16 protein-coding genes are annotated in these 13,696 nt (G+C 41.3%); 13 read left to right on the top strand and 3 right to left on the bottom strand.

Annotation, left to right across the window (positions count from 1 at the left end; translation table 11 throughout):
- Positions 1-6: 6 nt before the first annotated feature.
- The 11 genes from DCK90_RS05875 to rimO all read left to right on the top strand — a co-directional run bounded on the left by DCK90_RS05875 (position 7) and on the right by rimO (position 9,458).
- Positions 7-780: a 3'-5' exonuclease gene (locus DCK90_RS05875; protein ID WP_108245257.1), complete on the top strand. Its 774-nt coding sequence runs from the start codon at positions 7-9 to the stop codon at positions 778-780.
- Between the two features lie 32 nt (positions 781-812).
- On the top strand, positions 813-1,424 hold the full coding sequence (locus DCK90_RS05870) for a fumarylacetoacetate hydrolase family protein (protein WP_108245256.1): 612 nt from the start codon (positions 813-815) through the stop codon (positions 1,422-1,424).
- The gene (locus DCK90_RS05865) at positions 1,424-1,762 is read left to right on the top strand and encodes an Hpt domain-containing protein (protein ID WP_108245255.1); all 339 of its coding nucleotides are present in this window, start codon (positions 1,424-1,426) and stop codon (positions 1,760-1,762) included. The genes DCK90_RS05870 and DCK90_RS05865 overlap by 1 nt, the downstream gene beginning before the upstream one ends.
- Complete coding sequence (locus tag DCK90_RS05860; RefSeq protein ID WP_108245254.1) at positions 1,763-3,013, top strand: competence/damage-inducible protein A; 1,251 nt, start codon at positions 1,763-1,765, stop codon at positions 3,011-3,013. It begins immediately after the preceding gene.
- 74 nt (positions 3,014-3,087) lie between these two features.
- On the top strand, positions 3,088-3,315 hold the full coding sequence (rpmB, locus tag DCK90_RS05855; protein ID WP_108245253.1) for a 50S ribosomal protein L28: 228 nt from the start codon (positions 3,088-3,090) through the stop codon (positions 3,313-3,315).
- A 28-nt stretch (positions 3,316-3,343) separates the two neighbouring features.
- Positions 3,344-3,526: a 50S ribosomal protein L33 gene (gene rpmG, locus DCK90_RS05850; RefSeq protein ID WP_100817574.1), complete on the top strand. Its 183-nt coding sequence runs from the start codon at positions 3,344-3,346 to the stop codon at positions 3,524-3,526.
- Positions 3,527-3,563: 37 nt separating this feature from the next.
- Positions 3,564-3,716, top strand: a complete 153-nt coding sequence (locus tag DCK90_RS05845; RefSeq protein WP_108245252.1) for a DUF4295 domain-containing protein — start codon at positions 3,564-3,566, stop codon at positions 3,714-3,716.
- A gap of 168 nt (positions 3,717-3,884) precedes the next feature.
- Positions 3,885-4,844, top strand: coding sequence for a signal recognition particle-docking protein FtsY (ftsY, locus tag DCK90_RS05840; protein WP_108245251.1), 960 nt, complete (start codon positions 3,885-3,887; stop codon positions 4,842-4,844).
- A 47-nt stretch (positions 4,845-4,891) separates the two neighbouring features.
- Positions 4,892-6,337, top strand: a complete 1,446-nt coding sequence (locus DCK90_RS05835) for a DUF5018 domain-containing protein (RefSeq protein ID WP_108245250.1) — start codon at positions 4,892-4,894, stop codon at positions 6,335-6,337.
- A 58-nt stretch (positions 6,338-6,395) separates the two neighbouring features.
- On the top strand, positions 6,396-8,057 hold the full coding sequence (locus DCK90_RS05830; RefSeq protein WP_199912653.1) for an amidase family protein: 1,662 nt from the start codon (positions 6,396-6,398) through the stop codon (positions 8,055-8,057).
- Between the two features lie 99 nt (positions 8,058-8,156).
- The gene (rimO, locus tag DCK90_RS05825) at positions 8,157-9,458 is read left to right on the top strand and encodes a 30S ribosomal protein S12 methylthiotransferase RimO (RefSeq protein WP_108245249.1); all 1,302 of its coding nucleotides are present in this window, start codon (positions 8,157-8,159) and stop codon (positions 9,456-9,458) included.
- Here rimO and DCK90_RS05820 read toward each other — a convergent pair.
- From DCK90_RS05820 to DCK90_RS05810, 3 genes are read right to left on the bottom strand one after another with little or no spacing between them, the layout of a single operon-like run.
- Positions 9,455-10,588, bottom strand: a complete 1,134-nt coding sequence (locus tag DCK90_RS05820; protein WP_108245248.1) for a serine hydrolase — start codon at positions 10,586-10,588, stop codon at positions 9,455-9,457. The genes rimO and DCK90_RS05820 overlap by 4 nt on opposite strands.
- A gap of 11 nt (positions 10,589-10,599) precedes the next feature.
- The gene (locus tag DCK90_RS05815) at positions 10,600-10,857 is read right to left on the bottom strand and encodes a hypothetical protein (protein ID WP_108245247.1); all 258 of its coding nucleotides are present in this window, start codon (positions 10,855-10,857) and stop codon (positions 10,600-10,602) included.
- 5 nt (positions 10,858-10,862) lie between these two features.
- The gene (locus DCK90_RS05810; protein WP_108245246.1) at positions 10,863-11,315 is read right to left on the bottom strand and encodes an SRPBCC family protein; all 453 of its coding nucleotides are present in this window, start codon (positions 11,313-11,315) and stop codon (positions 10,863-10,865) included.
- A gap of 116 nt (positions 11,316-11,431) precedes the next feature.
- Here DCK90_RS05810 and DCK90_RS05805 point away from each other — a divergent pair, with 116 nt between their 5' ends.
- Positions 11,432-12,313: a peptidylprolyl isomerase gene (locus DCK90_RS05805; RefSeq protein WP_108245245.1), complete on the top strand. Its 882-nt coding sequence runs from the start codon at positions 11,432-11,434 to the stop codon at positions 12,311-12,313.
- Positions 12,297-13,694, top strand: a complete 1,398-nt coding sequence (locus DCK90_RS05800; protein WP_234414655.1) for a peptidylprolyl isomerase — start codon at positions 12,297-12,299, stop codon at positions 13,692-13,694. Before DCK90_RS05805 ends, DCK90_RS05800 begins: the two co-directional genes overlap by 17 nt.
- Positions 13,695-13,696: the final 2 nt, after the last annotated feature.

The raw sequence follows: 13,696 nt of genomic DNA, 5'->3' as shown, positions 1-13,696 counted from the left end.
CCCCACATGCAATTACAATTGACCAAACCTATCTGTTTTTTTGACCTGGAGACCACTGGGACCAATGTTGCAAAAGATAGGATTGTAGAGATTTCCATCCTAAAGGTTTATCCGAACGGAAATAAAGAAAGCAGAACATGGTTGGTAAACCCGGAAATGCCTATTCCAGCAGAATCCGAGGCCATTCATGGAATTTCTGATGAAAAAGTGGCCAACGAGCCAACGTTTAAGCAGTTGTCCAAGGAAATTTATGCGATGATCCGCGATAGTGATCTTGGAGGGTTTAATTCTGATAGGTTCGATATTCCCTTGCTAGCCGAGGAGATGCTCCGTGCCGATGTTGATTTTGATATGAAAAGCATGGTATCTGTTGATGTACAGACCATCTTTCATAAAATGGAAAAACGTACGCTCGAAGCAGCCTACAAGTTTTATTGTGACAAGGATCTGGACGATGCGCACAGTGCAGAAGCCGATACCTTAGCAACTTACGAGGTTTTACTGGCACAGTTGGAACGCTATCCCGAACTCGAGAACGATATTAAAAGACTGTCAGAGTTCACCACCAGAAGACAAAATTTGGATTTTGCAGGCTTTATCGGCCTCAACGAAAACCAGGAACCGATCTTTGCCTTTGGAAAGCATAATGGGAAAACCGTGGAAGAGGTGATGGAGAAAGAACCCGGCTACTTTGGCTGGATATTGAATGCCGATTTTCCGCTGTACACCAAAAAAGTTCTTACCCAGATAAAGTTGAGCAAACTCAACAATAAATTTTAAGATAAACAACACGTTAACCCCATCAGCAAATTATGAAACTGATTTGTATAGGACGTAATTATGTGGATCACATAAACGAACTGAGCAATGAGCGTCCGGACGAACCTGTGGTTTTTATAAAGCCCGATTCCGCTATTTTACCCAAAGAGCAAGATTTTTATATCCCCGAATTTTCCAACGATGTTCACTATGAAGTGGAAGTTCTGGTGAAAATCAAAAAAGTGGGAAAACATATTTCCAAAGAATTTGCCCATAAATATTATGATGAAGTTGGGCTGGGCATAGATTTTACGGCGAGAGACCTTCAATCCAAATTAAAATCCAAAGGATTGCCCTGGGAAAAGGCCAAAGGGTTTGATGGTGCTGCCGTAGTTGGAAGATGGCTTTCCAAGGAAATGTTTAAGGATATGGACAACCTGAAATTTTCATTGTCAAAAAATAATGAAATTGTCCAAGATGGGAATACCTCGTTGATGCTGTGGAAGATAGATGAAATCATAGCTCATATATCCACTTATTTCATGTTGAAAAAGGGAGATATCATATTTACGGGTACCCCTGCCGGTGTTGGTAAAGTAAGCCCAAATGACTACCTTGTCGGTAGATTGGAAGGTGAGCAAATGTTTGATATTAATGTAAAATAATGATTTACAACCTCGATAAAATAAATGAAATGGCGGAAGGTGACGAGGATTTCATAACCTCGGTAATTTCCGTTTTTTTAGAAGAAGTTCCTGAAGATCTAGAAAGCCTGGAAAAAGCTATTGGTAGCAAGGACTATGAAAACATATATAAGTTGGCCCATAAAATTAAGCCCAACGTGGATATTTTGGGCATGGAGCAGACCAGGGCCAAGGCCTTGGAAATAGAAACGCTCGGTAAGGCAACCGGTAGCATGGAGGAAATAGAACAAAAGTTTCCTTTGTTGAAAAAGGATGTGCTCCAAGTGGTCTCTGAACTTAAAAACGACTTTGATTTATAGATGCAAGCGGAGATAATCACCATTGGGGATGAGATCCTCATAGGTCAGATTGTAGATACCAATTCAGCGTTTATTTCCAAAGAACTGAACAAGATTGGGGTCTCTGTTTACCAAATCACTTCTATTCAGGATGATAAAGACCATATACTAAGGTCTCTGAAAGAGGCCGGTGAGCGTTCCTCTGTGGTAATCATAACAGGTGGTCTTGGCCCTACAAAGGATGATGTCACCAAGCATACCCTTTGTGAATTTTTTGAAGATGAACTGGTCCGGGACGATACGGTGTTGCATCATATTGAAGAGCTTTTCAAAAAATACATTACAACCCCAATTTCGGATTTGAACAGGGAACAGGCTATGGTTCCGTCAAAGGCAACTGTGCTCCATAACGAGTTCGGAACAGCACCGGGCATCTGGATGAAAAAGGGCGAAACTGCTTTTGTTTCATTGCCGGGAGTTCCCTACGAGATGAAAAATCTAATGACCTCTTCCGTTTTGCCCAAAATCATAGAAGAGTACAAGCGACCTCATATTGTCCACAAGACCATTCTGACTTACGGAATGGGTGAGAGTGCGATTGCCGAAAAGCTTGAGTATTGGGAAAACAATTTGCCGCCATTTATCAAGTTTGCCTATCTGCCGAACATTGGTAGTGTAAGGCTTCGTCTTTCGGCAAAAGGGGAGGATAAAGATGGGCTGCTTGCTGGGATAGAAGAACAGGTAAAAAAACTTTATCCCATTATTGGAGAGATTATCTACGGGGAAGAGGAGGAAGATGGAAGAGTCGAAAAACAGATAGGCACATTGCTTACCGATAAAAAAATGACCTTGTCCACCGCCGAAAGTTTTACCGGGGGAAGCATAGCGGAACGAATCACCTCCGTTCCCGGAGCATCTGCCTACTTTAAGGGAAGTATGGTGTGCTATGCCACCGAGGTCAAGATAAATGTTCTGGGGGTTCCACGAGAACTTATCGACGAACATTCCGTGGTCAGTGAAGAGGTGGCGATTGCCATGGCAAATGGCGTAAAAAATACGTTGGGGACCGATTTTTCCATAGCTACGACAGGTAATGCAGGACCCACCAAAGGCGATTCCGATGCCGAGGTTGGAACCGTATATATAGGAATTGGTACTCCAAAAGGTACTTTTGCCCATAAATTTGTGATGGGAAAACATCGTGACAGGGTCGTAAAAAAGTCTGTTAACAAGGCTTTTGAGCTATTGTATAAAGAAATTTTAAATTTCTGAAAAAGAATTTTGTACGTCCCAGTAAAATGGTATAAATTTGCAGCCTCAATAAAATCACTCAAATAGTTAGGGAGATGTCTAAAGTTTGTGAAGTAACAGGAAAAAAGGTGATGTTTGGAAACAACGTTTCCTTTTCTATCAATAAGACAAAAAGGAGATTTGATTCAAATATCTCCAAGAAGAGGTTTTATATTCCAGAGGAAGATCGTTGGGTGACCTTGAACGTATCTGCCCGTGGGTTGAAAATCATCAACAAAAAAGGAATCTCTGCTGTCTTGAAGGAAATCAATTCCAAAAAGTAAGTTGTAAAAGCATTTTAAGTAGAATACAATGGCAAAGAAAGGAAATAGGGTTCAGGTAATTTTAGAGTGTACAGAACACAAAGAATCTGGTATGCCAGGTACTTCTAGATACATTACCACAAAGAACAAAAAAAACACGCCAGATAGGATGGAAATCAAAAAATACAATCCTATCCTTAAGCGTATGACCGTTCATAAAGAAATTAAGTAATAGCTTTTTACTAAGTAAAGGGCAAAAAATATAAGCCATGGCAAAGAAAACAGTAGCAACACTTCAGTCATCATCCAAGAGATTGACAAAAGCCATCAAAATGGTAAAATCTCCAAAAACAGGAGCCTACACTTTCGTAGAGTCTGTAATGGCACCTGAAATGGTGAATGACTGGTTGAACAGCAAATAAGGAAAATCTCCTTGTTAACAATACTAGGGCCGCTTTTTAGCGGCTTTTTTTATTCCCATAATTCTGTTGGATGCTTCAACTTGGCGGCGATAAGGCATTTCAAAGGAATTTTCTGTTAACAAAACTCCCCTTACTTTCCTATCTTTGACCATTCTCAAAGAACACAGGATGAGCTTATTCAAAAATATATTTTCAAAGGATAAAAAAGAGACCTTGGATAAAGGTCTGGAAAAGTCCAAAACCAGTTTTTTTGGCAAACTGGGGAAGGCCGTAGCGGGTAAGTCAAAGGTAGATGATGAGGTGCTCGATAATCTGGAAGAGGTACTGGTAACTTCCGACGTTGGTGTAAATACTACCTTAAAAATCATCGAGCGTATAGAAGAGCGTGTATCCCGTGATAAATATATGGGAACCGATGAGCTCAATACGATCCTTCGTGAAGAGATCGCAGGCTTGCTGTCGGAGACCAATTCCGGGGAGGACACTGAGATTGCCGTTCCCAAGGACAAAAAACCATATGTAATTATGGTGGTAGGTGTAAATGGGGTCGGTAAAACAACCACGATTGGAAAACTGGCCCATAAGTTTAAAGCCCAAGGGCAGAAAGTAGTGCTGGGAGCCGCCGATACCTTCCGTGCAGCAGCTATTGATCAATTGGAAGTTTGGGCAAAACGTGTGGATGTACCTATTGTCAAACAAAAAATGGGAAGCGATCCCGCTTCTGTTGCCTTTGATACGCTAAATTCTGCAGTGGCCGAAAATGCTGATGTGGTGCTAGTGGATACGGCAGGTCGTTTACACAACAAGGTCAATTTAATGAACGAACTGTCCAAGGTAAAACGGGTAATGCAAAAAGTAGTTCCCGATGCACCCCATGAAGTACTATTGGTACTTGATGGCTCTACCGGACAAAATGCATTTGAGCAAGCCAAGCAATTTACCAAGGCTACTGAAGTGAGCAGTTTGGCGGTGACCAAGCTGGACGGTACCGCAAAAGGTGGTGTCGTTATCGGTATTTCCGACCAATTTCAGATTCCCGTTAAATACATCGGTGTAGGAGAGGGTATTGAAGACCTTCAAGTATTCAATAAATATGAGTTCGTCGATTCATTTTTTAAATATGAATAAAAGTTCGTAACGTTGTGTTCGGGTGAAATCCATTACCAGAACCAACCATGCAAAAGAGAACCTTTTTTCCTTGCTTACTCTTCCTGATATGTATTTCGTGCAGCTCAGAAAGTGATGACAAAATTCTTAGTGCCGAAAACTTCATTACATCTTTTGTTGTTAAAAATACAGGTATTGAGTATAAAGCTACAATAGGAACCAGTTCAATTTCAGCAGATTTACCTAGTGAGTTTAGTTTAGAGTCGGTCAAGCTTGAGGTGGAGATTTCACAGGGGGCTAAAATTGATCCTGCTCCAAGTTCAATAACTTCTTTGCTTAATCCAGTAGTTTTTACTGTTACCGCAGAGAATGGTTCTAAACGGGAGTATACATTGGATATTGAAAGACAGCTTTACTCACAAAATTTTATAACATCCTTTGAGTTAAGGAAAGGTGATTTTTCCTTTTCTCCAAACGTAGGGAGCGCTGTAATCGAAGGTACGGTTCCAAGTCATATATTATTGGAGGATATTGTGTTGGAAATTGAAATTTCCGATGGGGCAACCATAGAACCTGCTCCGGAATCTATTACTTCGATTACAGGTACATTTATTTTTGTCGTGACGGCGGAAAACGGGGAAACCAACGAATATTCAGTGGACATCATTAGGGAGCTGTCTTCTGAAAATGCTATTTTGGGAATTAGTGCAAAGGCTGATTTTAATGATATTGTGGTTAATAAGGTAAGTGAGGGGAAGTTTTTTCAACGACTGCCATCCTTTATGCAAACTGATAATATTTCATTGGATATAGAAATTTCGGATTTTGCTACAATCTTACCCAATCCCATAGATATAAATGATTATACTAGTCCGGTTGTTTATAAGGTTATAGCTGAAAATGGAGAGGAGAGTTCCTATGAGATAGGTTTTGAGGTTATGGATATTGATTTTGAAGTGAGGTGTTCTGAATCAAATGCGAGCAAGTGGTTTGGTGGGGACGATAGGGATAATCCGGATTTTGAGCATGGACCATACGATAGAAATGTGGGTACGGGCCAGATTTTACAGCTATCTGAAGACCTAAACCCGGATACATTCGGAGTCCTGTTTGATAGAGGTTTTGCTTATTACCAAGGAGGTACATATTATGACCAAGATTTGGAAGTGCAACTGGATATCCGCGATGAGAACGGAACTATACTGGGTACAACATCTGTTATTGTTCCCCCGACCTATAGAGGTGGGTGGGTGTATTTCGACTTGACATCTACAAAGGTTTATATGAAAGCAAACAGACCATACTTTTATACATGGCACTTGGTGAATGGCGGAGAACTTGGTGTTAACACGGGTTCTATTGGCTATAATGAGAGCATTGCTGGAGAGGAATGTGGGCAAACTGGGTTTTCAGGACAATCAAGAGTAGCATTTGAGACCAATTTGGAGGAAGAATGGGACCTATGGTACGAACATCCATGGCACTTTAATTATAGTTTGTCTGGTAAAAAGTAATTTCCTGTTCTTGATATATTTTTATAATGAATTGAATAGATGAAAATTTCAAATGCTGATGATTAGAAATTTAATTTGTTTCCTTTTTTTGGTGGTATTTGCTTCGTGCAAACAGAAAAATGTGGAATCCCGGGATAAAAAAACTGTTTGGACGTCCTACAATGATTCCGCGGAGGTGGCTGCCAGTGCTAATAACAAAAGCGAAAGGATGCGCTATAAATTCATCCAGAGCAAAGTCTTGGATAAGAACGAAGTGTTTCTTCCTCTTTATGACGAAGTGTCCCAGTTTACCGAAGCACAATATCAAAAGATGAAGCCTTTGGTGCTGGAGCAGGATATCCCGACCCTTCAAACCCATATCGGCCATGGTACTTTTACCTACGAAGATTTGACATTGTTTTATTTGTATCGAATCTATAAGTATGAACTCCCGAACAATACGACACTAAATACCGTTATTGCATTGAATCCAAATGTGTTGGAAGAAGCACGTCAACTGGATGAAAGCAAGGAAATCCATCATCTTATTTATGGGATGCCCATTTTGTTGAAGGATAACATTGGAACCGCAGAAATGAAGACGACGGCAGGTGCTATTGCACTAAAGGACAATCAGACCGATGATGCATTTATCGTTGAACGTTTAAAGGAAAAAGGAGCGTTGATTTTAGGCAAGGTCAACTTGAGCGAATGGGCCAATTTTATATGTGGTGCCTGCCCCAATGGTCAGAGTGCTGTAGGTGGACAAACTTTGAACCCCTACGGAAGAAGGATTTTTGATACAGGAGGCTCTAGTGCAGGTAGTGGAACATCTACGGCAGCCAATTATGCTGTGGCCGCAGTTGGTACTGAAACATCGGGTTCCATACTTTCACCTTCCAGTCAAAACTCCGTGGTGGGCTTAAAGCCGACCATCGGCTTGTTGAGCCGAACAGGGATTGTGCCCATTTCCAGTACCTTGGATACTCCTGGCCCCATGACAAAAAATGTGACGGACAATGCGATTTTGTTGGATGCGATGTTAGGAAAGGATGAAGCCGATTATAAATCGGTGAGCTCGGAACCAGGCATTTTATCAGCTTGGATGAACCCGGAAACTCTGAAAGAAATCCGTTTAGGCGTAATGAAGAACTTAATGGAACGTGATTCCATTTATGCTGCGAACATCGAAGCATTACGGAGAGCTGGAGCTCAAATTGTGAAGTTTGAAGCTGAGAATATTCCCCTTGAAGGTTTTACCACGCTGCTGAATCTGGATATGAGGGAGGATCTGCCTGCTTATATAAAAGCTGAGGTCAAGCATAAAGATGCAGTTAAAGTAGAGTCCGTAGAAGATGTCGTAGCATTTAACCAACAGGATTCTTTGGTGAGAATACCCTACGGACAGGAACGTTTTGATGGTATTTTGTCCGATTCCACTACTGCAGAACAATTTGAAAAAATCAAACAAAATTTAAAGGAGTCGGGCAGGGCATTCTTCAATATCATGGAAGAAAAAAACTTGGATGCCGTGTTGAGCATCAACAATTACCATGCGGGTTACGCGGCAGTCGCCGAATACCCCGCATTGACCATTCCCATGGGTTACAAAACCGATGGCGAGCCCGAAAGTTTGACCTTCATCGGAAAACCCTTTACCGAAGCGCATTTGCTTCGAATAGGTAAAGCCTTCGAACAATTGAACAGGGCCAGGAAAATGCCTGAGACGTATCAGGAATAATCAAACAGTTAGAGTTCTTGTCATTTCAATAAATATTATAGGCCAAAGTGATTGTAATGCCTTGTGTTATTGTATTTTTGCACTCCATTTAAAGGAACTATGCGCACAAAATCGCTTAAGAAGAACAAAATTAATGTAGTGACCCTGGGTTGTAGCAAAAACGTGTACGACTCTGAGGTGTTGATGGGACAATTGCGTGCCAACAATAAGGAGGTCGCCCATGAAGAGGAGGGCAATGTGGTAGTGATCAATACCTGCGGTTTTATTGCCAACGCCAAGGAAGAAAGTGTGAACACCATTTTGGAATATGTTCAAAAGAAGGAGGCTGGTGCTGTTGACAAAGTTTTTGTGACCGGTTGTTTGAGCGAGCGTTACAAACCAGATTTGGAGAAGGAAATTCCAAATGTGGACCAATATTTTGGTACGAGTGAGCTACCTAATTTATTGAAGGCTCTCGGTGCTGACTATAAGCATGAATTAATTGGTGAACGTTTGACGACCACACCAAAAAACTACGCATACCTTAAAATTGCCGAAGGATGTGATCGACCTTGTTCTTTCTGTGCCATCCCATTGATGCGCGGAAAACACCGTAGCACGCCAATTGAAGATTTGATGGCAGAGGCCGAGAAATTGGCAGCCAAAGGGGTAAAAGAACTCATCTTGATAGCGCAGGACCTTACCTATTATGGTTTGGACCTGTACAAAAAAAGAAACTTGGCTGAACTGCTACAGGCCTTGGCCAAAGTAGACGGCATTGAATGGATTCGTTTGCACTATGCTTTCCCAACAGGATTTCCGATGGATGTTTTGGAGGTGATGCGAAACGAGCCAAAGATTTGTAATTATATCGATATCCCACTTCAGCATATATCCGATGCAATTCTAAAAAGTATGAGGCGTGGAACTACCTATGCCAAGACCACCCAGCTTTTAAAGGATTTTAGGGGAGCTGTTCCCGAAATGGCCATCCGAACCACTTTGATTGTAGGTTATCCGGGCGAAACCGAAGAGGATTTTGAGACTTTGAAAAATTGGGTCAAGGAAATGCGTTTTGAACGTTTGGGCTGTTTCACCTATAGCCACGAAGAAAATACCCATGCCTACAATTTGGAAGATGATGTTCCCGAAGAAGTAAAACAAGAACGTGCAAACATCATTATGGAAATCCAGTCACAGATTTCTTGGGAACTGAACCAGGAAAAAATTGGACAAACCTTTCGTTGTATAATCGATAGAAAAGAGGGGAGTCATTTTGTAGGACGTACCGAGTTCGATTCTCCTGATGTGGACAACGAAGTTTTGATAGACGCTACCAAGCATTATGTAAAAATAGGTGACTTTGTGAATATCAAGATAACCGATGCTTCCGATTACGATTTGTTCGGCGAGCCGACCTAACGTTTTCGGCTTAGCTCCAATTCATAAAGTTCCTTTCCCAATTGGGCCAAGAATGGGATACCAACCTCGTCATATTCGTAGGTGTTATCGTTAAAAATTCCGTTGCTGTTCACCAAAATAGTGGCCGTTATCATAAAATCGATATCGTTTTTGGTATCCTTTATGTAGGCGCAGTCTGTGAGCGTTCCGTAAGCGTACCCAACTTTGTTGTAAATTTTGATGTGGTCGGGTATCGGGTCGGTAGTGTCGCCAAACATAAAAAACTTCACGTAGCTATCGTAAAATTCCTCTGGGTCATACCCTAGTTGTGGGGGTAGGGTGTGCATGGCTTCCAACAGATAGGTGCGTTGCTCAACGCTGAGATTAAAACGTTGGTCTTTCGGAAATGCTTCGGGAAAAATGATGCGTTTTAAAAGAGCGGTTTGTGCATCTATGGGATAGTAATTTTTTAAAGAGAAATCGAATGCTCCTGTTTGTAAGGATTCATCAGCGATATACCCCTGTCCTTTTTTGATGCCCTTTAATTCCATTGGTCTAATCGGCGAATTGATAATGGACTCGCTCAAATAGGTTGTGGAATCGTTGAGGTAGAAAACCAAAGGTTTGGTGGTAACATCTTCCGCATTCTCGGTAGAGAGTCGATGGGCAATTCGAATGGGCGACACCCCTCGTTTTTTCATTCTGTCGTTTACTTCATCTTGACCCAAAAACTCAATCAAACGATTATTGGCGGCATTGTCCGATACGGCAAAGATTTCAGAAATAGCTTTGGCAAAAGTTGTTTCCACGGAATCACCTTCAACAAAAAAGCGAGTGTCCATGGATAGAGAATCAATTGTGTTGAGCTTTTCCAAGGCAGCGACCGCCGCGGGAAATTTTACGGTACTTGCAGGGTAGAAATAGTTATTTTTATCGACCTGAAAATCAAAATCCGTAAAAATAATACTATCATTTTTTCGGTCTATCCGAGTGTATCTGACTTGGATTTCGTGCTCATCCAAATTATCCATCACCCTTCTAATTTTGTTATTTTCCGAAGATAGTGCCTCAGTAAGAGGGTTATCGGGGGGATTTTTGGAGCAAGAGGTTCCCAAAATAAGGGAGCACACTACCGCAATTTTGAACCTCATTGGTGAAAAGATTAAATTTCTCCTGAATATACCTGGCCCCGGTGGGGTTTAAGAACTTCCCTTATCTCCTTTAATTCAAATTCAGCAACAACCAAGTAGGCAATGCTGTGGGCTGGACTAAAATGCTCTACCCCGCCCAGGTCGTATTTAAGTTCTTCTACCTCCACAAATTCTTTAAGGTGTTTTAGATAATGTTCCGCAGTATGTGCGGCACTTGGCCCTCTAAAGTCCCAGATGATCTTGATTTTTCTGTCCAAAAGTTTTTCCATTGTTGTTATGAGTTGAGCACAGATGTGCCATTTTCGGCAAATGCCTTAAAATCTTGCATGTATTTTAGGGACTGTTTTTTGAAGGCCCCGGGCATTAAAAATCCCATAAGTTTCATCCCAAACCCAGTAAATTGAAATTCTGATTCCGATACCCAGCGCGTAGAGGCACCTTCTTCCTTAAAGTAATTTTTTTGGATATTATGAACACCTTTGGTATCATAGGTCATATGCAATTCGTTGGGAAGTTCTTTTTTAATGATAGTCTCCACCATGTCCATTTTACGACTCCCCATTTCGTAACTTAGACTCATTCGGGAACCCTCCTGCCCGGGACTGGCGGATAATTGCTCGTAGTCGATAAGTCCTTGTTGCCAATGCTTCATATTGTCGGGGTCGTCCATTTTTTTAATAAATTCATCCCTGGGTACATCAACAACAATTTCCGTAGTGTACTTCATATTTGGTTTGGTTTTGTACTAAAGTAGCAATTTCTGGACATCTATAGGGCACAAAAAATCTGTTAATGAAATGAGAAGCTTCTTGTAAGGGACTTTGTAATTGTTATTTTTGCGAAATGCTTAAGCTCCAAAAACACACACTTTTCCTTTTTGGCACTTTTGTGGCAATTCTTGTTTCCTCTTGTGAAGGTATGTTCAATGAGGAGGAAGAAAAGGAACCTCTGGCGAGGGTGGGCGACACTTTTTTGTACAAAGAAGATGTTGCTTCCTTGATCAGGGATGATATGACGGCGCAGGATAGTACCATATTTGTAAACAATTATATAAATAATTGGGCGTCAAAACAGTTGTTGTTGTCAAAATCAAAGATAAACCTGCCCGAAGAAAAGTTGGCCGAGTTCGACCGCTTGGTCTCCGATTATCGTGCCGACCTGTATACGCGTGCCTACATAGAAGCGTTAGTCAATCAATCCCAAGATACGTCCGTTACCAAAAGTCAATTGCAAGAATTTTACGAGAGAGAAAAAGAAAACTTCAAACTCAACGAAAAATTGGTTCAGTTAAGGTTTGTTGGCATGTCCGAACAATTTTTGGATAGGGATGGGGTCGAGTCAAAAATTAAGCGATGGGAAGATTCAGATAGAAGGTATTTGGATTCCATTGCGGTCCAGTTCAAGAAAATACATTTTAATGATTCTATTTGGGTCAGTGCATCAAGAGTTATTCAAGAAATACCTCCCTTAACACAGGCAAATGAGGAGTCCCACTTAAAAAAATCACAATTTTTTGAGCTACAAGATTCGTTAGAGGTATATTTGGGGTTGGTAACCAATGTGTTGGAAGTCAATGAAACAGCCCCGTTTGATTACGTGGAACCTGATATTCGGCAATTGATTTTGAATAGAAGACGCTTAAATTACATTAAACAATTGGAGACCGAAATTATAGATGAAGCCATTAAGAAGAATGAATTTGAGGTTTATGACAAAGAAAATTAAAGGACTTTCGATTGCATTTTTTGCAATAATAGGAATGGTCCAGGCACAGGAAGCAGACCAAGCAATGAGTGTGGATACTACGAGCAACACCAAAAGGATAAAGCTTGACGGAATTGCAGCGGTAGTGGGAGATTACGTAATCTTGGAATCGGACATAGACAAAACCTTGATCGATCTTCGTAACCAAGGTGCTTCCACCGAAGATGTTACCCGTTGCGGACTTTTGGGCAAGCTTATGGAGGACAGGTTGTACGCCCATCAGGCGGTGCAGGACAGTTTGTTGGTGTCCGATGATATGGTGAACGCCCAAAGCGATAGGCAGATCCAACAATTGACACAGCAGATAGGAAGCGTTGAAAAAATGCTCAGTTACTATAAAAAGCCCGATATGGAAAGTTTCCGTGAGGAGCTTTTTGAAATCAACAAGCTGCGTATGCTTTCCGAAAAGATGCAGGGAAAAATAGTAGAAGAGATTGAAGTGACCCCAGAAGAGGTCCGACAGTTTTTCAATAAAATTCCAGAAGATGAACGACCTGTTTTTGGTGCGGAATTGGAAATCGCCCAAATTGTAAAGCAGCCTGAAGCTCCCGAGGAAGAAAAACAAAAGGTAATCAATCAACTCAAAGAAATCCGTCAAGATGTATTAGAGAATGATGCTAGCTTCAATGTGAAAGCTATTTTATATTCTCAAGATCCAGGGTCAAAATCTAAGGGAGGTTTTTACAGCATGACAAAGGAAACTCCTTTTGTGAAAGAATTTAAAGATGTTGCCTTTAGCTTGAGAGAGGGAGAGATATCTCAGCCTTTTGAAACTAGTTTTGGGTATCACATCATTTATATTGAGAAAATAAGAGGTCAGGAATTGGATTTGAGGCATATTCTGATGATTCCGGACATACCGCAAAGCGCTATTGATAAAGCAACAAAGGAATTGGACTCCATTCGCCAGCAGGTTTTAGATGGCAAGTACACATTTGCCGAGGCTGCCTTGAATTTTTCGGATGAAAAAGAGACCAAGTTTGACGGTGGATTGCTTCGTAACCCCGTAAATTTTGATTCCCGGTTTGAGTTGACCAAGATGGACCCCACGCTTTATAACCAGGTAAGGAACCTTAAGGATGGAGAGATTTCCCGCCCCATTCGTGAGGATGACCAAAGGGGAGGACCACCAAAGTTCAAGATCATGAAGATTTCCAACCGTTATGATGAACACGAAGCGGATTTTGCAAAGGATTACATGAAAATCCAGGAACTGGCACTAAGGGAAAAACAGTTCAATGCCATAAAAGAATGGATGGATGAACATATCGACGACACATATATCCACGTGGACCCAGAAAGCAGAGGATGTGATTTTGCTAACAATTGGGTAAAGGAATAACC

The sequence above is a fragment of the Muricauda brasiliensis genome (assembly GCF_003057865.1).
GTDB lineage: Bacteria > Bacteroidota > Bacteroidia > Flavobacteriales > Flavobacteriaceae > Flagellimonas > Flagellimonas chongwuensis.
The sequence above is the reverse complement of the archived record's forward strand: the minus strand, read 5'-3'. Positions and strand labels throughout refer to the sequence as shown.

Coding starts and splice junctions, on each gene's coding strand:
- DCK90_RS05875 (WP_108245257.1), top strand. CDS start 7: ATGCAATTACAATTGACCAAACCTATCTGTTTTTTTGACCTGGAGACC.
- DCK90_RS05870 (WP_108245256.1), top strand. CDS start 813: ATGAAACTGATTTGTATAGGACGTAATTATGTGGATCACATAAACGAA.
- DCK90_RS05865 (WP_108245255.1), top strand. CDS start 1,424: ATGATTTACAACCTCGATAAAATAAATGAAATGGCGGAAGGTGACGAG.
- DCK90_RS05860 (WP_108245254.1), top strand. CDS start 1,763: ATGCAAGCGGAGATAATCACCATTGGGGATGAGATCCTCATAGGTCAG.
- rpmB (WP_108245253.1), top strand. CDS start 3,088: ATGTCTAAAGTTTGTGAAGTAACAGGAAAAAAGGTGATGTTTGGAAAC.
- rpmG (WP_100817574.1), top strand. CDS start 3,344: ATGGCAAAGAAAGGAAATAGGGTTCAGGTAATTTTAGAGTGTACAGAA.
- DCK90_RS05845 (WP_108245252.1), top strand. CDS start 3,564: ATGGCAAAGAAAACAGTAGCAACACTTCAGTCATCATCCAAGAGATTG.
- ftsY (WP_108245251.1), top strand. CDS start 3,885: ATGAGCTTATTCAAAAATATATTTTCAAAGGATAAAAAAGAGACCTTG.
- DCK90_RS05835 (WP_108245250.1), top strand. CDS start 4,892: ATGCAAAAGAGAACCTTTTTTCCTTGCTTACTCTTCCTGATATGTATT.
- DCK90_RS05830 (WP_199912653.1), top strand. CDS start 6,396: ATGATTAGAAATTTAATTTGTTTCCTTTTTTTGGTGGTATTTGCTTCG.
- rimO (WP_108245249.1), top strand. CDS start 8,157: ATGCGCACAAAATCGCTTAAGAAGAACAAAATTAATGTAGTGACCCTG.
- DCK90_RS05820 (WP_108245248.1), bottom strand. CDS start 10,588: ATGAGGTTCAAAATTGCGGTAGTGTGCTCCCTTATTTTGGGAACCTCT.
- DCK90_RS05815 (WP_108245247.1), bottom strand. CDS start 10,857: ATGGAAAAACTTTTGGACAGAAAAATCAAGATCATCTGGGACTTTAGA.
- DCK90_RS05810 (WP_108245246.1), bottom strand. CDS start 11,315: ATGAAGTACACTACGGAAATTGTTGTTGATGTACCCAGGGATGAATTT.
- DCK90_RS05805 (WP_108245245.1), top strand. CDS start 11,432: ATGCTTAAGCTCCAAAAACACACACTTTTCCTTTTTGGCACTTTTGTG.
- DCK90_RS05800 (WP_234414655.1), top strand. CDS start 12,297: ATGACAAAGAAAATTAAAGGACTTTCGATTGCATTTTTTGCAATAATA.